This is a genomic window from Tenacibaculum sp. DPLXC6 (assembly GCF_056815515.1).
This window is the reverse complement of record NZ_CP141806.1, coordinates 2,099,431-2,117,662: the sequence shown is the minus strand read 5'-3', so window position 1 is coordinate 2,117,662 and position 18,232 is coordinate 2,099,431. Positions and strand designations below refer to the sequence as shown.

20 protein-coding genes are annotated in these 18,232 nt (G+C 32.1%); 18 read left to right on the top strand and 2 right to left on the bottom strand.

Going from position 1 to position 18,232, the window contains the following annotated elements:
- Window positions 1-36 precede the first annotated feature (36 nt).
- From VCM48_RS09595 to atpG, 18 genes are all read left to right on the top strand, one after another.
- Window positions 37-738 (top strand): CoA transferase subunit A, encoded by a 702-nt coding sequence (locus tag VCM48_RS09595; protein ID WP_274638764.1) that lies wholly within the window; start codon window positions 37-39, stop codon window positions 736-738.
- A 2-nt stretch (window positions 739-740) separates the two neighbouring features.
- Entirely contained in the window at window positions 741-1,394 is a 654-nt protein-coding gene (locus VCM48_RS09590; RefSeq protein WP_125066419.1) for a 3-oxoacid CoA-transferase subunit B, read from the top strand.
- Between the two features lie 66 nt (window positions 1,395-1,460).
- On the top strand, window positions 1,461-2,222 hold the full coding sequence (locus VCM48_RS09585) for an exodeoxyribonuclease III (RefSeq protein ID WP_274638763.1): 762 nt from the start codon (window positions 1,461-1,463) through the stop codon (window positions 2,220-2,222).
- Between the two features lie 7 nt (window positions 2,223-2,229).
- Entirely contained in the window at window positions 2,230-3,738 is a 1,509-nt protein-coding gene (locus VCM48_RS09580) for a lytic transglycosylase domain-containing protein (protein WP_274638762.1), read from the top strand.
- Between the two features lie 26 nt (window positions 3,739-3,764).
- Entirely contained in the window at window positions 3,765-4,757 is a 993-nt protein-coding gene (locus VCM48_RS09575; protein WP_274638761.1) for a DUF4837 family protein, read from the top strand.
- Window positions 4,758-4,854: 97 nt separating this feature from the next.
- The gene (locus tag VCM48_RS09570) at window positions 4,855-5,355 is read left to right on the top strand and encodes a DUF1761 domain-containing protein (protein WP_273694097.1); all 501 of its coding nucleotides are present in this window, start codon (window positions 4,855-4,857) and stop codon (window positions 5,353-5,355) included.
- Between the two features lie 116 nt (window positions 5,356-5,471).
- The gene (locus VCM48_RS09565; RefSeq protein WP_482270361.1) at window positions 5,472-6,944 is read left to right on the top strand and encodes a DUF5687 family protein; all 1,473 of its coding nucleotides are present in this window, start codon (window positions 5,472-5,474) and stop codon (window positions 6,942-6,944) included.
- A 21-nt stretch (window positions 6,945-6,965) separates the two neighbouring features.
- Complete coding sequence (locus VCM48_RS09560) at window positions 6,966-7,661, top strand: ABC transporter ATP-binding protein (protein WP_482270360.1); 696 nt, start codon at window positions 6,966-6,968, stop codon at window positions 7,659-7,661.
- Between the two features lie 94 nt (window positions 7,662-7,755).
- The gene (porW, locus tag VCM48_RS09555; protein WP_482270359.1) at window positions 7,756-9,987 is read left to right on the top strand and encodes a type IX secretion system periplasmic lipoprotein PorW/SprE; all 2,232 of its coding nucleotides are present in this window, start codon (window positions 7,756-7,758) and stop codon (window positions 9,985-9,987) included.
- Window positions 9,988-10,008: 21 nt separating this feature from the next.
- Window positions 10,009-10,416 (top strand): bactofilin family protein, encoded by a 408-nt coding sequence (locus VCM48_RS09550; RefSeq protein WP_099215020.1) that lies wholly within the window; start codon window positions 10,009-10,011, stop codon window positions 10,414-10,416.
- A complete protein-coding gene (locus VCM48_RS09545) occupies window positions 10,385-10,615 on the top strand; it encodes an AtpZ/AtpI family protein (RefSeq protein ID WP_099215021.1) in 231 nt (76 codons plus the stop codon). Before VCM48_RS09550 ends, VCM48_RS09545 begins: the two co-directional genes overlap by 32 nt.
- Window positions 10,608-10,988, top strand: coding sequence for a DUF6168 family protein (locus VCM48_RS09540; RefSeq protein ID WP_274638757.1), 381 nt, complete (start codon window positions 10,608-10,610; stop codon window positions 10,986-10,988). Before VCM48_RS09545 ends, VCM48_RS09540 begins: the two co-directional genes overlap by 8 nt.
- A gap of 124 nt (window positions 10,989-11,112) precedes the next feature.
- Window positions 11,113-12,231, top strand: coding sequence for a F0F1 ATP synthase subunit A (atpB, locus tag VCM48_RS09535; protein ID WP_274638756.1), 1,119 nt, complete (start codon window positions 11,113-11,115; stop codon window positions 12,229-12,231).
- A 42-nt stretch (window positions 12,232-12,273) separates the two neighbouring features.
- Entirely contained in the window at window positions 12,274-12,462 is a 189-nt protein-coding gene (locus VCM48_RS09530; RefSeq protein WP_125066429.1) for a hypothetical protein, read from the top strand.
- 108 nt (window positions 12,463-12,570) lie between these two features.
- Entirely contained in the window at window positions 12,571-13,071 is a 501-nt protein-coding gene (locus VCM48_RS09525; protein ID WP_099215025.1) for a F0F1 ATP synthase subunit B, read from the top strand.
- Window positions 13,072-13,078: 7 nt separating this feature from the next.
- Complete coding sequence (atpH, locus tag VCM48_RS09520) at window positions 13,079-13,636, top strand: ATP synthase F1 subunit delta (protein ID WP_274638755.1); 558 nt, start codon at window positions 13,079-13,081, stop codon at window positions 13,634-13,636.
- Window positions 13,637-13,657: 21 nt separating this feature from the next.
- Window positions 13,658-15,238 carry a F0F1 ATP synthase subunit alpha gene (atpA, locus tag VCM48_RS09515; protein ID WP_482270358.1) on the top strand — a complete coding sequence of 527 codons (1,581 nt, stop codon included), beginning with the start codon at window positions 13,658-13,660 and terminating at the stop codon, window positions 15,236-15,238.
- Between the two features lie 64 nt (window positions 15,239-15,302).
- Entirely contained in the window at window positions 15,303-16,163 is an 861-nt protein-coding gene (gene atpG, locus VCM48_RS09510) for an ATP synthase F1 subunit gamma (RefSeq protein WP_482270357.1), read from the top strand.
- A gap of 86 nt (window positions 16,164-16,249) precedes the next feature.
- Here atpG and VCM48_RS09505 read toward each other — a convergent pair whose 3' ends face one another.
- Window positions 16,250-17,311 (bottom strand): zinc metalloprotease, encoded by a 1,062-nt coding sequence (locus VCM48_RS09505; protein ID WP_482270356.1) that lies wholly within the window; start codon window positions 17,309-17,311, stop codon window positions 16,250-16,252.
- 124 nt (window positions 17,312-17,435) lie between these two features.
- Window positions 17,436-18,029, bottom strand: coding sequence for a hypothetical protein (locus VCM48_RS09500; protein ID WP_482270355.1), 594 nt, complete (start codon window positions 18,027-18,029; stop codon window positions 17,436-17,438).
- Window positions 18,030-18,232 lie beyond the last annotated feature (203 nt).

Here is an 18,232-nt window from a genome sequence, read left to right as displayed (position 1 = left end):
TCACTTAGTAAGCAAAGCTTAAAAACAACAACTATAATGATAAATAAAAAAGTAAATAACGTACAAGAAGCATTGCAAGGTGTACAAGATGGAATGACCTTTATGTTAGGAGGATTCGGTTTATGTGGAATACCTGAAAATGCTATTGCTGAGTTAGTAAAAATAGGAGTAAAAGAAGTTACTTGTATTTCTAATAACGCAGGAGTTGATGATTTTGGCTTAGGGTTGTTATTACAAAATCGTCAAATAAAGAAAATGATTTCTTCTTATGTAGGAGAAAATGATGAATTTGAACGTCAAATGTTATCTGGAGAATTAGAGGTTGAGTTAACACCACAAGGAACTTTAGCAGAAAAATGTAGAGCAGCACAAGCAGGTTTTCCAGCATTTTATACGCCAGCAGGTTATGGAACAGAGGTAGCAGAAGGAAAAGAAACTCGCGAGTTTGACGGAAAAATGTATGTGTTAGAACCAGCATTTAAAGCAGACTTTGCTTTTGTAAAAGCATGGAAAGGAGATGCTGCTGGAAACTTAATTTTTAAAGGAACTTCAAGAAACTTTAACCCCAATATGTGTGGAGCAGCCACAATAACAGTTGCTGAAGTTGAGGAGTTAGTCCCAGTAGGAGAACTAGATCCAAATCAAATTCATATTCCAGGAATTTTTGTACAACGCATTTTCCAAGGAGAAAAGTATGAGAAGAGAATTGAACAAAGAACTGTAAGACAAAGAAGCTAGTTATGTTAGATAAAAACGGAATAGCGAAGAGAATCGCAAAAGAAGTAAAAAACGGATATTATGTAAATCTTGGTATTGGAATACCAACATTAGTAGCCAACTTTGTTCGTGATGATATTGAAGTAGAATTTCAATCAGAAAATGGAGTGTTAGGTATGGGACCTTTTCCTTTTGAAGGAGAAGAAGATGCTGATATTATCAATGCAGGAAAACAAACTATAACAACTATGCCAGGAGCTAGTTTTTTTGATTCTGCTACTAGCTTTTCAATGATTCGTGGAAAACATGTTCACTTAACTATTTTAGGAGCTATGGAAGTAGCTGAAAATGGAGATATAGCAAACTGGAAAATACCAGGAAAAATGGTAAAAGGTATGGGAGGAGCGATGGATTTAGTAGCATCTGCCGATAACATTATTGTAGCAATGATGCATACCAACAAAAGGGGAGAATCAAAGCTACTTAAAAAATGTTCATTACCATTAACAGGTGTAGGTTGTGTAACAAAAATTGTAACAAACCTAGCGGTATTAGAAATTAAAGACAATAAATTTCACTTATTAGAAAGAGCTCCAGGAGTATCTGTAGAAGAAATTCAAGCAGCTACAGAAGGAACTTTAGTAGTCGAAGGAGACATTCCAGAAATGGATATTTAACAAAATTATAGGATTAAAAAAAGACGTAAAGCACTATGCTTTACGTTTTTGTATTTTAAAAAGTAGATGAAAATAATCTCATACAACGTAAACGGAATTAGAGCAGCATTAAAAAAAGGATTTATCGATTGGTTACAAGCAGCAAATCCTGATGTAATATGTATTCAAGAAACCAAAGCACATAAAGAACAATTAGATGTAACAGAGTTTGAAAACGCAGGCTATCCACATCATTTTTGGTTTTCAGCAGAAAAAAAAGGGTATTCATCAGTTGCAATTTTCTGTAAAGAAGAACCAAAACATGTAGAGTACGGAACAGGAATTGAATCAATGGATTTTGAAGGAAGAAATCTTCGTGTAGATTTCGATGAGGTTTCAGTAATGAGTATGTATTTGCCTTCAGGAACTAATAGTGCTCGATTAGACTATAAATTCAACTACATGGATGAAATTCTAGACTACGCTACAGAGTTAAGAAAAGAAATTCCTAACTTAGTTATTTGTGGAGATTATAACATTTGTCATGAAGAAATAGATATCCACAACCCAAAAATGAAAGGTGTATCTGGTTTTTTACCAGAAGAACGAGAGTGGTTAGGAAAATTTATTAATAGTGGATTTATTGATAGTTTCCGTCACTTACATCCAGAAAAGCAAGAATATTCTTGGTGGAGCTACCGAGCAAATGCAAGAGCAAATAACAAAGGTTGGCGTATTGATTACAACATGGTAACCGAAACATTAAAAGATAAAATTTCAAGAGCGTATATTTTACCAGAAGCAAAACATTCAGATCATTGCCCAATTGCTGTTGAATTAGATTTATAAAACCAACATGAAGAAATTACTAACACTACTCCTTTTTACAACTTCTATTTTTGCGCAACAACCTGTTGATAGCTTATTCGTAGCTAAAGACAGTGTTAATGTTGTAGTAAATGATTCTATAAACCCAACACAAAACCAAGAGTTATTTTCTACGGAAGATTTAAAGATGATTGATAGCTTATTAATTGAAGAAAAGTTTAACTCATCGTTGTTTGACAGTATTCAATACGTAATTAATGATAAAGACATTTTAGGTAATACAACCACAATTCTTACGACCGACTTATTAAAGAAAAGGCTACAAGATTTAAATGTAAAAACACCATTTCATTTAGAATATAATCCTGCGTTAGAAAAAGTAATTAACAGTTATTTAAAGTATCGTAAAAAATACTATCCAGCCTTAATGGCTCGTGCTCAATATTATTTCCCAATGTTTGAGCAATACCTAGATCAATATGATATTCCGTTAGAAATGAAATATTTGGCTATTGTAGAGTCAGCGTTAAGACCAGACGCACGATCTTGGGTAGGAGCTACTGGCTTATGGCAGTTTATGTATGGAACAGGAGTTCAGTTTGATTTGAAAGTGAATTCATATGTAGATGAACGTCAGGATCCTGTAAAATCAACAAAAGCAGCCTGTCAATACTTAAGTCAATTATATAAAATTTTTGGAGATTGGGATTTAGCCTTAGCTGCATATAACTCTGGACCTGGAAATGTATCAAAAGCGATAAAGCGTTCAGGAGGGTATAAGAACTATTGGAATATTCGTCCATTTTTACCTCGTGAAACAGCAGGTTATGTACCAGCATTTTACGCAACGATGTATATTTTTGAATACGCAGAAAAACATCACATTTACCCTGAAGCACCAAAAATTTTCAACTTTGAAACAGATACGGTTCGTGTAAAAAGAACTATTAGTTTTGATCAGATTTCAGAAAAAACAGGAATTGATTCTGATTTATTAGCTTTTTTGAATCCGTCGTACAAACTAGACATTATTCCGTATGTAAAAGAAAAAAATTATGCAGTTCGATTACCTCGAAGAAACTTAATGGACTTCTTAGAAAAGGAAAAAGAAATTTATGCCTTAGCAAATGAAGATGATGCTAAAAGAGAGAAACCATTACCAAAGTACTTTGAAATGGATAAACGCATTCGTTACAGGGTTCGAAGTGGAGATTATTTAGGTAAAATAGCTAATAAATTCGGGGTGCGAGTAAGTGATATTAAACGTTGGAATGGTTTACGAACACATCACTTAAAAATAGGTCAAAGATTAAGTGTTTATCCTAAAAGAATGGCTGTTCCAAAAAAGGTTTCAAAGAAAAAATATAAAACACCAACAGGCAAGCATGAGGTGTATGTTGTTAAAGAAGGAGATTCATTATGGACCATTTCAAAAAAGTATCCATCAGTTTCTGTTGAAGAAATTAAAAAATGGAACAATATTTGGAGTGTTAAAAGTTTGAAACCAGGAATGAAACTTAAAATTTTTAAAAGTTAAAAAACAACTACTAAACACCACAAACTATGAATAAACTAATAGCATTATTTGCCCTAATTTTTATAACAGTTTCGTGTAAAAATAATGGAGGAAAAAGCGACTATGTTTTACCAACATCAAATGGAAACACCAATAAAATATTGGTAGTGATTAAAGGAAATGATTGGGAAGGTAAAATTGGTGACGAAATCCGTTCTGTTTTTGGAGAACACCAAGTAGGTTTACCACAACCAGAAACACTACTTTCTGTAGGTCAAATAGACCCTGTTGGGTTTAATGGATTTATGAGGCATGCAAAAGCCGTTTTAATTCTTAGAGAAGGAGAGAAAGAAAAAATTGAAGTAGAAAAAAACAAGTATGCTGAACCTCAAATATTAGTTTACGCAACAGCCAAAAGCAAAGGGGATTTGGTAGATTTAATTCGAAATAGAGGAAAAGAAATAATTAAGTTATTTAAAGATGAAGATGTAAGGTTTACTCAAAGAATCTTTAAAAAAGAAAAACTGGATGAAAGTAAGTTTCAAACAATTAAAAATTTAGGGATTACATTAACCATTCCTGAAAGATTTAAACTAGTTGAAGATACAGGAGACTTTTTATGGTTACGCCAACACTTAAAAAGTGGAATTGCTAGAGGAGATGGAACGAACAATATTTTAGTATATAGTTATCCATTAGAAGATGAAAGTAAAGTGGCCGATAATATTACAAGAATGAGAGATACAATCGGTAAAAAATATATTCCAGGAAGTAAAGAAGGGATGCACATGATTACCGAACAAGCGTATACACCATTTACTTTTGATGCAGAGATTGATGGAAAAAAGGCCTTTGAAACAAGAGGTAAATGGGAAGTGAAAAATGATTTCATGGCAGGACCATTTATCAATTATACAGTAATTGATAAGGAAAACAAACGTGTTATTGTGTTTGAAGGATTTACTTACGCACCATCAGTAAATAAAAGAGATTTTATCTTTGAGTTAGAAGCGATAGCAAAATCGTTAAAAATTAAATAAGAAGAATATTACTTCATAAGAAACAAGTAAAAGCATTAAACGTAAGTTTGGTGCTTTTTTTGTTATATTTGATTGACAACCAAAACTTTATAATCTTATGAAATTTAATTTTTTAATTACAGCAATTGCTGCCTTAGTACCTATGGTAATGGGTTTTATTTGGTACGGACCTATGTTGTTTAAAAACGCTTGGATGAAAGAGGTAGGTTTTACCGATGAATCTATGAAAGGCTCAAATATGGGGCTCATTTTTGGTTTAGCTTATGTGTTTAGTTTTTTGTTAGCTTTTATCTTACAAACATTAGTAATCCATCAATGGGGAGTGCAATCAACCTTAATGGGAGAACCGGGTTTTGTAGAACAAACAGGGGGAGCATATGCCTACTTTCAGGAGTTTATAGCCAACTTTGGAGACCGATTTAGAACATTTAAACATGGGGCGTTACATGGAACTATGATAGGTTTACTAATTGGTTTACCTATTTTAGCTACACAAGCATTATTTGAAAGAAAAAGTGTTAAGTATGTAGCTATTAATGCTGGTTATTGGATTATTACATTAGCCTTAATGGGAGGAGTAATTTGTCAATGGGCATAATAAACTTCTTATAAGAATATATTAAAAAAGCATCAATTTTTAAATTGGTGCTTTTTTTATGTAACAAAAAACTGTAGAAAAAGACAAATAAGATAATCAACCAAATACAAAACCAAATGATTGCACATTTTTTAAAGTTAGAGTGGAAGCAGTTTTTTCGCTCCTCTTATTTCGGAAAAAGTATTGCACTAAAAATTATCATGGGCTTTTTTGCATTGTATATGCTAGTTTCATTTTTAATGATAGGAATAGGAGGGTATTTTTTCATAAAAAAAGAATATCCAAATACAGACCCACTATTTCTTGTTAATGGTCTTCTTGTTTTTTTACTACTGGGAGATTTAATTTTTCGCTATTTAATGCAAAAATTACCAGTACTAAACATTAAGCCGTTTCTAAACTTACCAGTAAAAAAAGAAAAGTTAGTTCATTTTGTATTAGGTAAATCAGCTTTATCGTTTTTCAATATAATGCCACTGTTTTTTTACGTGCCTTTTTCAATAGTACTAATAGGTGAAGGTTATGATATTATGGGGGTTTTAGGATGGTTGTTTTTAATGTTAATGCTGGTGTTAAGTGCTAACTATGTAAATTTTCTAATCAACAAAAATAATTATGCACTAGGAGCAATGATTGCTGTACTAGCGATATTGTTTTTTGCAAATAAATACCAGCTATTTAATGTAAACGATGTATTTGCACCTGTTTTTCAATCAGTATATAATTTTCCTGCATTGTCTTTAATAGGAATGGTTCTATTGACAGGTTTATATTATGTAAACTTTAAACTATTAAGAGAAAAAGCATATTTAGATGATGCCATAAAAAGTAAAGAAGAAGTAGCTAAAGAGTCAAATTTATCTTTTGTTGATAGACTAGGAGATGTAGGACCATTTATAAAAAATGATATCCGTCAAATATGGAGAAATAAACGAACTAAAACAGTGTTTTTTATGTCGTTTTTATTTCTTTTCTATGGAGCTATTTTCTTTGGAGAAGAAACTTATCGAGAAAAAATGCCAGCTTTCTTAGTATTTGCAGCAATTTTTGTAACAGGAGGTTTTACATTAAACTATGGTCAGTTCATCCCAGCATGGGATAGTGAGTATTATAAAATGCTTATGAGTCAAAACATTCGTTATAGAAAGTTTTTAGAAAGTAAGTGGTATTTAATGGTTGTAGTATCAGGAGTGTTATACCTTTTAAGTATTCCTTATGTTTATTTCTACGGATTAGATATTTTTTTAATGATAACCGCTGGGGCAATATTTAATATAGGGTTTAATTCACTCTTTTTGTTATTTGCAGGTTCTTTTAACCGAAAACGTATAGACCTAAATAAAAGTGGGTTTTCAAACTATCAAGGAACCAGTGCAACACAATTTTTAATAATAATTCCAATAATGGGAATTCCTATGTTCCTATTCTGGATTTTCAACAAGTTTGTTAGCTTTAATGCTGGAGTTTTAGCAATTGCTATTGCAGGAGTACTAGCATTAGCGTTCAAAAATTACTTTATGAATTTTATAGAAAAAAGATACATTAAAAGTAAGTACGCAGTAATACATGCATTCAGCCAAAAATCATAACCAACTAAAAAACCAAACAAAATGATATTTATAAATAACATTTCAAAAACATACGGAACTACACAAGTCTTAAATCTAGAAGAATTAAAAATTCCTAGCGGACAATCTTTTGGGTTAGTAGGAAATAATGGAGCAGGAAAAACGACGCTATTTAATCTGCTGTTAGATTTAATTAGACCAACTACAGGAGAAATTATAAATAATGAAGTTACTGTAAATAAAAGTGAAAATTGGAAGACGTTTACAGGGTCGTTTATAGATGAAACTTTTTTAATAGGGTACTTAACACCTGAAGAGTATTTTGATTTTGTTGGAGACTTACGTGGAATGAATAAAGCTGATGTAAAAGCTTTCTTAGCTCAATTTGATGAGTTTTTTAATGATGAAATTTTAGGAAAGAAAAAGTATTTACGAAGTTTAAGTAAAGGAAATCAGAAAAAGGTAGGTATTGTTGCTGCAATGATGGGGAATCCGCAAGTGATAATTTTAGACGAACCTTTCGCTAATTTAGACCCTACAACACAAATTCGATTAAAAAAAATAATTAAAAGACTAACAGAAAATAATGATGTAACCGTACTAGTTTCTAGTCACGATTTAAGTCATGTAACTGAGGTTTGCGAACGTATTGTAGTTTTAGATAAAGGAAATATTGTAAAGGACATAAATACATCGCAAGAAACCCTACAAGAATTAGAAAGCTATTTTTCTGCATAAAACAAGGTGAAAATCATCTTATAATTATTATTTTTACCTCTTTACGTACAAAAAACACAATTATTACGTTGTTGTACTGTAAAAGTAATAGTATATGAAAAAAGGGGTAAAGATAATAGTATTCAGTGTTTTAGCAGCTATCGTGTATTCGTGTAGTGTTAAAAAGGATGCTTTTTTAAATAGAAATTACCATGCTGTTACCACCAAATACAATGTGCTTTTTAACGGGGAGCAAGCGTATTTAAAAGGACTTGAAGAAATTCAAGAAAAGCACGAAGACAATTTCTGGAAGCGCTTGCAAATAGAGCCTATAACTTTTAATGAAAGTAAATTAACTACAAAAGTACTAACCCCAGGTACAGGTTTTAAAGCAGATGAAGAAGAAGAAAATAAAAATCTAACTCCCTTTGAAAAGGCAGAGGAAAAAGCAATAAAAGCAGTTCAAACTCATTCAATGAACATTAATGGCTATGAAAGAAATAGTCAGATAGACGATGCTTATTTATTATTAGGAAAATCAAGATACTACACACAACGTTTCATTCCTGCATTAGAAGCTTTTAACTATGTAATAGTTAACTATCCAAAGGCTGATTTAAACTATGAAACAAAAATATGGAGAGCGAAAACCAATATTCGTTTAGGGAATGAAAAAAGAGCCATAGAAACATTAATGCTGTTGTTAGATGTTTTAGATGAGAAAGAAAAAATAAACAAATCTGTAAAAGAGCAAGCTTACACAGCTATGGCTATGGCTTATGAACAAACAGATACCATCCAAAAAATGGTAGATTATCTAAAGTTAGCTACTAGAACACATTATAACAGAGAACAATCAGCTCGAAATATGTTTGTGTTAGGTCAGGTTTACAGCGAATTAGACAGAAAAGACTCAGCAAGAATGGTGTTTCGAAAATTATCAGAATTTAAAAGAGCACCAGACAAGTTCCGTATTCGAGCAAATATAGAACTTGCTAAAAATACACCAAATGATTCAACATCAATATTAATGTTGGCGAGGTTAAGAAAACTGATTAAAAATTCTGATAACCGTAAGTTTTTAAACGAATTATACTATCAGGCAGGAGTAATTCAAGAAGGAAGAAATAACCCTGAAGCTGCTACAGAATATTATAAAAAGTCTTTACAAGCAAAGCATAATAACAATTATCAAAAAACATATGCGTATGAACGCTTGGCAAACATGGCTTTTGAAAAAGAGAATTATTTGTTAGCAGGCTCGTATTACGATAGTGTAATGCAAGTGGTTTCTAAAGAGTTTGATCAAGAAAAAAGAATCCGTAGAATTCGAAGAAAAAATAAAGGACTTACAACTCTAAGAAAGTACGAGGAAACTGTTAAAAATAACGACAGTATTCTTGGTTTGGTGGCAATGACACCAGATGAAAGAACTTCTTTTTTTGAAACATATATTGAAAAAATAAAAAAAGAGGACGAAGAAAAAAGACAACAAATACTCAATGCTCAAAACTTTGGAAGTGGTTTTGGTGGAGGAACATCTATAAATAATACCGCAAATAAAGGGAAGTGGTATTTTTATAACACACAGGCCTTAGGGTTCGGAAGAGCGGAGTTTCAAAAAATATGGGGAACACGTCCTTTGGAAGATAACTGGCGATTATCAGATAAATCTATCAGTGTTGCAGATAATGTGTCAAATGACACTGATGCAAACAAGGTAAATAAGAGATATGAACTTTCAACATATCTTGATGCTATACCTACAGATGAAAATGTAATTAATGAGCTAGTAAAAGAACGCAACGACGCACTATATCAACTAGGTTTAATTTATAAGGAGCAGTTCACAAATGAAACACTAGCTATTAAGAATCTAGAGCGTTTAAAAGAAGTAAGTACAGATGATAAATTAGAATTGCCAATAAGTTATCATTTGTATCAGATATATAAAAACCAAGGAGAGGTAGCTAAGGCAAATGAATACAAGAATGTTATCTTGAAAAAGTATCCAGAAACAAGTTTTGCTCAAATAATTTTAAATCCTGAGAAAAAACTTGTGGAAGAGAAAAAAGAAGATGAGGTTTTAAATAAATATAAAGAAATATATTATTTATATAAAGAAAATAAGTTTGAAGAGGTTGTTAATGAGGTAGATAATTTTTCAACGACCCTAAAAAATTCAAATTTAATCCCTAAATTTGCGCTCCTAAAAGCCTTGGCTATAGGTAAATATCAAGATAAAGATACCTATAAAAAAGCATTAGAGTTTGTTGCAATTAGTTATGCAACTACGCAAGAAGGTAAGAAAGCAAAAGAAATCATAGAACAATTAAATAAAACATAAACACCCTTAAATTCCCCGAATATGTTTGGTAAAGAGAGTAAAAAAACAGGAGAAAATAAAGTTGCAGAGAGAAACATTATAGGAAAAAACACTAAAATTACTGGAGAAATCATTTCTGAAGGAGATTTTAGAATCGACGGAACCTTAGAAGGAACTATAGAAACTAATGGTAGAGTAATTATTGGTAGTACTGGTTTAATTAAAGGAAAAGTAGAGTGTACTAACGCTGATGTGGAAGGAGAGTTTTCAGGAGAGTTATTTGTATCAAATACATTAACAGTAAAATCTTCAGCAAACATTACAGGAGATGTAGTTATAGGAAAGCTATCTGTAGAACCAGGAGCAGAATTCAACGCTACTTGTGCCATGAAAGGAGCGGTAAAAGAATTAAACAAGAATGAGCAAGGACTCAAAGAAAAATCCGCTTAATAAATACATACGATTCACAGGAATCGCACTTCAAATGGGACTAACTATTTACCTAGGAAGTTTACTAGGTGAATGGTTAGACCAAAAATACCCAAACGACAATCAACTTTACGTAAAAATTTGTACACTTGTAGCGGTTTTCGGAGCCATGCTTTCGGTAATTATACAAGTAACCAATCTAACAAAAAACGATGATTAAACGAATTTTAATTTTTACTGTAGTTGTAGTTGTATTAGCTACTTTAGGATTCTTTATTAATAATTACTTCATAGAGAAAAACGCTGTAAGTTTATCTTTTTCGTTACTATCAGTGTATACATTTAATTTAGTAGCTTCGTTAGTAATTTATATTGCAGTTGAAATAGTAATAAGCTATTTACCTAATGAAACAGGTTATTTATACCTTGGTTTAATGTTGGTGAAGTTTGGAGTGTTTATTTTATTATATCAAGATTCCATTTTTTCTGAAACAGGTTTAACTAAACCTGAAAAAGTTTCAATACTACTTCCTATTCTTATTTTTTTGTTAGTAGAAGCTATTGGTGTTTCAAAGTTGTTGAATAATAGATAGTTTGCTGTTTTTTGATGTCTTTGGAAGGCTTAGGAAAACTAAATAAAAAAACCGTTTGTAGTTTTAATTTATTGTGTACCTTTGCACGGAAATTTAGAGACCATAATTCTATATTTAGTAAGGTATGATGATAGCAAAAAAACCTATCTATTTTTTAACGGTACTAGCAATAGTATTTAGTTCATTTACAGCATTCGCTGGAGGAGGTGATACTTCAAACGGAGGTCAAATTAATACACGAGAGCAAATTGATGGATATATTAAACATCACTTAGCTGATTCACATGATTTCACATTGTTTTCGTATACAAATGATGCAGGAGAGCGTAAGCATGTTGGTTTTCCTTTGCCAGTAATCGTTTGGACAAGTCAAGGATTAAAAACATTTATGTCTTCAGAATTTCACCACAATGATGACGGTCACGTTGTTTTAGAAAAAGGTGGAGTAAAACTTACTAAAATTCACAGTAAAATATACGAGTTAAACGAAGGAGAAACAGCTGTTTCTTTTGATGAAGCTCATCATGCTACTAATGCACACAGAGTATTAGACTTTTCTATAACTAAGAGTGTGTTTGGTATGTTGTTCGCAGGTTTGTTAATGTTGTTAGGTTTTGGGTCTTTAGCTAAAAGCTATAAGAAAGGAGCAATCCCAACGGGAGTTGGACGTGTGTTAGAGCCTTTAGTACTTTACGTAAGAGATGAAATAGCACGACCAAACATAGGTGAGAAAAAGTATATGAAGTTTATGCCTTACTTATTAACGGTATTCTTCTTTATTTGGATATTAAACTTGTTAGGATTAACTCCGTTAGGATTTAACGTTACAGGACAAATTGCAGTAACAGTGTGTTTAGCATTGTTTACTTTAGTAATTTATTTAACAAATGGTAGTAAAGATTTCTGGGCTCACACATTATGGATGCCAGGTGTTCCAGTAATTCTAAGACCAATATTAGCAGTAATCGAATTGATTGGTTTTATTTTAATTAAACCTTTCTCATTATTAGTGCGTTTATTTGCAAACATTACTGCGGGTCACTTTGTGGTAATGAGCTTAATAGCATTAATGATTACATTAAAAAATCAGTTCGGATCTGTAGGTTCAACAAGTATTTCATTATTGTTAGCATTATTTATTACAGTAATTGAAATTTTAGTAGCGTTCTTACAAGCATTTATTTTTACAATGTTATCGTCATTATTTATTGGTATGGCGGTTGAAGAGCACGAACATCATTAATTTAGAATAAGAATTTGTTTAATTATATATAAATCAATTAGTATGTACAATTTAATTGGAGCAGGATTAATCGTTATCGGAGGAGGATTAGGATTAGGTAAAATTGGTGGTAGCGCAATGGAAGCTATCGCTCGTCAACCAGAAGCAGCTGGTAAAATCCAAACAGCGATGATCATTATCGGAGCATTATTAGAAGGATTAGCATTTGGTGCTTTAATCTTAGGAAAATAATTCCGAAACAAAACAGAAGTAAAACATTTTCCTGTAACGATTGGTTGCAGGAAATGTTTTCAAATTAAACAAAAAACAAAACAGTAAAAAGATTAAATTTCAGATACAATGGATCAGTTAATAAATGATTTTTCTCCAGGGCTATTTGCTATGCAAGCATTAATATTAGTAATCTTACTAGTTTTATTGTTCAAGTTTGCATGGAAACCAATTATGGCTGCTTTAACAGAACGTGAAGAAGGTATTCAAAATGCATTAGATCAAGCAGAAAATGCTCGTAAAGAAATGCAAAATTTACAAGCTGATAACGAGCGTTTATTAAAAGAAGCAAGAGCTGAGAGAGATGCGATGATGAAAGAAGCTCGTGAGATTAAAGATAAAATCATTGCTGATGCAAAGCAAGAAGCTGAAGAGCAAACATCTACTATGGTAGAGAATGCTAAAGCTACTATTAAGCAAGAGCAACAAGCAGCAATCGCTGAGTTAAAGAAGAAAGTAGGAGACTTATCTATCGAAATAGCTCAAAAGGTTGTAAGAAAAGAATTAGCTTCACAAGACGATCAATTAAAGCTTGTTGAAGGAATGTTAGAAGAGGTTACTTTAAACTAATCAGTAGATGAAAGAAGCAAGAGCAGCATTACGTTACGCAAAAGCAATTTTAAAATTAGCTAAAGATTCAGGTAATGAAACTTTAGTAAACGATAACATGAAGTTAATCGTAGATACAATTGCTGAGAGCGCTGATTTAGATGTTATGCTTAAAAGTCCTGTAATCAAAGCTGCAGATAAGAGTAAAGTTTTAAATGCACTTTTTGGTGATAAAGTAGATAACATTGTAAAAGGGTTATTTAACTTATTAGAGGAAAATAAGCGTATGGTGATGTTAGAGCCTATTGCTAAGCAATATGCTGTTATATATGATCACTATAAGAACATGAAAGTTGCTAGAGTTACTACAGCAGTAGCTTTAACAAAAGAGTTAGAAGATAAAATACAAGCTAAAATTGTAGCCCTTACAGGAAACAATGCTAGTATTGAGAATATAGTAAATCCTGATATATTAGGAGGATTTATCTTACGAGTTGGAGATGTGCAATACGATGCAAGTATCTCTAGCCAATTTAATGAGTTAAGGAGAGAGTTTGACAACGGTCATTACATTCCAAAAATTTAATTATACATCAAAAGAAATAAGATGGCAGCAATTAAACCAGCTGAAGTATCAGCAATTTTAAAGGAACAATTAACAAATTTTGAGTCTAAGGCTTCATTAAACGAAGTAGGGACAGTATTACAAGTAGGTGATGGTATTGCACGTGTTTATGGATTATCTAACGTACAATACGGAGAATTAGTAGAATTCGATAACGGATTAGAAGGTATCGTATTAAACTTAGAAGAAGATAATGCAGGTGTTGTATTATTAGGAGCTTCTACTTCAGTAAGAGAAGGATCTACTGTGAAACGTACAGAAAGAATTGCTTCTTTAAAAGCTGGAGAAGGAATCGTAGGACGTGTTGTTAACACTTTAGGACAACCAATAGATGGTAAAGGACCAATTCAAGGTGAAACTTTTGAAATGCCTTTAGAGCGTAAAGCACCAGGGGTTATCTTCCGTGAGCCTGTAACTGAGCCAATGCAAACAGGTATCAAATCTATTGATGCAATGATTCCAGTAGGACGTGGTCAACGTGAGTTAATCATTGGAGACCGTCAAACAGGTAAATCAACCGTTGCTATTGATACTATCTTAAATCAGAAAGAATTTTATGATGCAGGACAACCAGTGTACTGTATCTACGTAGCTATCGGTCAAAAAGCTTCAACAGTAGCAGCTATTGCTAACATGTTAGAAGAAAAAGGAGCGTTAGCTTATACAACTATCGTTGCTGCAAATGCATCTGATCCTGCACCAATGCAAGTATATGCACCATTCGCAGGAGCTGCAATTGGAGAATATTTCCGTGATACTGGTAGACCAGCTTTAATTGTTTATGATGATTTATCTAAGCAAGCAGTAGCTTACCGTGAGGTGTCTTTATTATTAAGAAGACCACCAGGACGTGAGGCTTACCCAGGGGATGTATTCTACTTACACTCAAGATTATTAGAGCGTGCTGCTAAGGTAATTGCTGATGATTCTATCGCAAAAGAGATGAATGATTTACCAGAGTCATTAAAATCTAAAGTAAAAGGAGGAGGTTCTTTAACAGCTTTACCAATTATTGAAACACAAGCAGGAGACGTTTCAGCATATATTCCAACAAACGTAATTTCGATTACTGATGGTCAGATATTCTTAGAGTCTGATTTATTCAACTCAGGGGTTCGTCCAGCGATTAACGTAGGTATCTCTGTATCACGTGTAGGAGGTTCTGCTCAGATTAAATCAATGAAAAAAGTATCTGGTACTTTAAAGTTAGATCAAGCTCAGTACCGTGAATTAGAAGCATTCGCTAAGTTTGGTTCTGATTTAGATGCTGCTACTTTAAATGTAATTGAAAAAGGTAAGCGTAACGTAGAGATCTTAAAGCAAGCTCAAAACGATCCTTATACTGTAGAAGATCAGGTAGCTATTATCTATGCAGGTTCTAAGAACTTGTTAAAAGATGTACCTGTAAACAAGGTGAAAGAATTCGAAAAAGATTATTTAGAGTACTTAAATGCTAAGCATAGAGATACTTTAGATACTTTAAAAGCAGGAAAGTTAACTGATGAAGTAATTGATACTTTAAGAGACGCTGCTAAAGAAGTTTCAGCTAAATTTTCAGGTTAATAAAAACAAAAAAGGCATCCCCGCATAACAATGCGGGGGTTTTATAAATTTTAAGTTCAATTAAATGGCAAACTTAAAAGAAATACGTAACAGAATTACTTCGATTAAATCAACAATGCAGATTACCTCTGCCATGAAAATGGTATCGGCTGCAAAGTTGAAAAAAGCTCAAGATGCAATTACAGCAATGCGTCCGTATTCATCTAAGCTTACCGAATTATTACAAAGCTTAAGTGCTACATTAGATAGCGATGCAGGTGGAGTATATTCAACAGAAAGAGAAGTAAACAAAGTATTGTTAGTTACTGTAACTTCAAATAGAGGTTTATGTGGAGGTTTTAACTCATCTATTATTAAAGAAACGGTTAAAACTATCAACGAGAAATACAATGATGCTGCTGTTGATTTATTGACTATTGGTAAAAAAGGAAACGATATTTTATCAAAAGACTATACAGTTATCGAGAATAGAAGTAATATTTTTGATGACTTAACTTTTGATAATGTTGCTGAAATAGCTGAACAGTTAATGAATTTATTCGTGGATGGTTCTTATGATAAAATAGAAATCATATACAACAGATTTAAAAACGCAGCGACTCAAATACCACAGGTAGAGCAATTCTTACCAATTCAACCTGTAGAAGGAGAATCAAAAGCTAATTTAGATTACATTTTTGAGCCTTCTAAAGAAGAAATCATTTTAGAGTTAATTCCTAAATCATTAAAGACGCAATTATACAAAGCTATTCGTGATTCATTTGCTGCCGAACACGGTGCTCGTATGACTGCAATGCATAAAGCAACTGATAATGCTACGGAATTACGTGATGAGTTGTTATTAACTTATAACAAAGCACGTCAAGCTGCAATTACAAACGAGATCTTAGAAATCGTTGGTGGAGCAGAAGCTTTAAATAACTAGGAAAAGAGAATTTCTCAGAAATATTCTGAGAGTTACCATAAAAAAAGCGAACCAATTTGGTTCGCTTTTTTATTTATATAATTTTATTATTCAAAATCAGATGATAAGTAATAGTTTTCTAATGTTACTGGATATAAATCATTTTCAAAAAACTGATTCATAATTCTTGTGGTAACAGGGCTAATTCCTGTACTTACTCCATCTACTTCATGAGGGTATGTCATATTTGAAGAATGGTTATAACCAATAGTATGCCCTATTTCATGCGCTGTTATAAAACCAGTTTCTTTACGAATATAATCTCTTAGTACATGTTCAGCTAAACCAAAGGTTGCGCCACCACCTAAACCAGAAACATTAACAACCTTACCACAGTTATAGCGAGTTTTGTTTAAAATAATATTATAAGCTCCTTTCTTTTCGTTTTCTGTTAAAGCAGTTGTGCCATCATTTCCGATAATATTTTCATTAATAAATTCATTTTTAAAATTATCAGAAGCAAAAACAACTCCAAGGTTAATCATTAATCCAGTAAACCTACGGATATCTTTTGCAGTAATATCTTCAGCCCAATTGTTATCTGGATTGTTGTCTGTATCAAAGTCATGGTATTTTATCGTCCACTTTAGTTTATGTAAACCTTTAAGCTTTTGGATAATTTCGTTATCACCAGTAAAATCAAAAACAATATTACTAGGGTCAATACCTGTATCTTTAAAAATTGAAAGATCAACTTCTTGATTGCTTGTATTTAAAAACAAGGAAGAGTTGTTTATAAAAGGGTAGTTAATTTCTTGCTTACCATGGGCTCTTATTTTATCAATTTTAAATAATTTAATAGGTTTATGAAAACCTTCAGCCTCAATCGTAGCTGTAATAGTTATATCTTCTAAATCTATTGGAGCAAAATTAGCAACCTCAATAGTTTTATTATCAATTGGCTTAACTCTTATTACTTTACTTATTTCATACACACGAGATTCTGAAGTCATTACTTCTTGAGGTTCTCCGTCTTGAAACATTAAGCTAGAATTGGTTTCAGAATCAAAAGAATAAGTTTTAAGCTCAACGTTAGGGATACTTTCTTTATCACTACATGAAAGGAATAAAAAAATAGAACAAACTAAAGTTTTAAATAATAGTTTCATTTTTGAAAAATTTGGGGGTTATTTTTCGCGAATATAAACCTTACAAATCATTAGTTTCTGAAAGTTAAACAAAACAACTTCAAATTTATTTTACCAAGTGTCATTTACATATTAATTAAGTAAATCAAGCAGAAACCAAACTGTTGTTAGTTCTAGGCTTTTTAGAATTGTTTTTGACTAAGTATAGATAAACCATTAGCGGTATTAATCCGTGAGGAAGTCTATATATTGTTAAGTATAAATACTGATGCATAATACTTAAAGAAAAATCATAATGAAAGCCACTAAGAATTCTTGCTAAAGCAGTTACAATACCCCAAAAGCATGCATATAACAAGGCTGCTTTTGAAAGTTTAGGAATAAATATAGCAATAGCAATAATGAAATCTAAAACACCAGCTACAAATAATAGGTTCTTAGCCATTTCTTCTTGTACAGGAAGTATGTTCAAGGTCATGGTAACGAAATTACCTGGTAATGGATAAAAAACACCAATAGCGTACATTCCATGACAAGTGAAAGCTAATGCAATAAAAACTTTTAGGTAAAAAAGTAAGATAGGTGTGTTTTTGTGTTTTAAGAAATATAATAAAGCGATTGGAACTCCAAACTGAATGGTGTGTTCAAAAAACATTATAAGGTGATAAAACTTATTTTTTGTAATCATTAAAGCTAAAAAAACTAAACTTACCGCGCCTAATTTTAAAATGTTACTCATCCATTTTTTTGAGTTTTCATTTATTAAAATTGAAATAACAGCACAAACTAGATATAAAACACCAATGCTTCTGGTTAAAACTTGGATAGCAAAATCAGTATTTAGGTTAGTGACATATGATTGCCAACTAGTGTTAAAAAGAAAATTAACAACAGGCTCCAATAAATGCTGATCCCAAAAAAAGCTTCGGTACGGCGCATCCC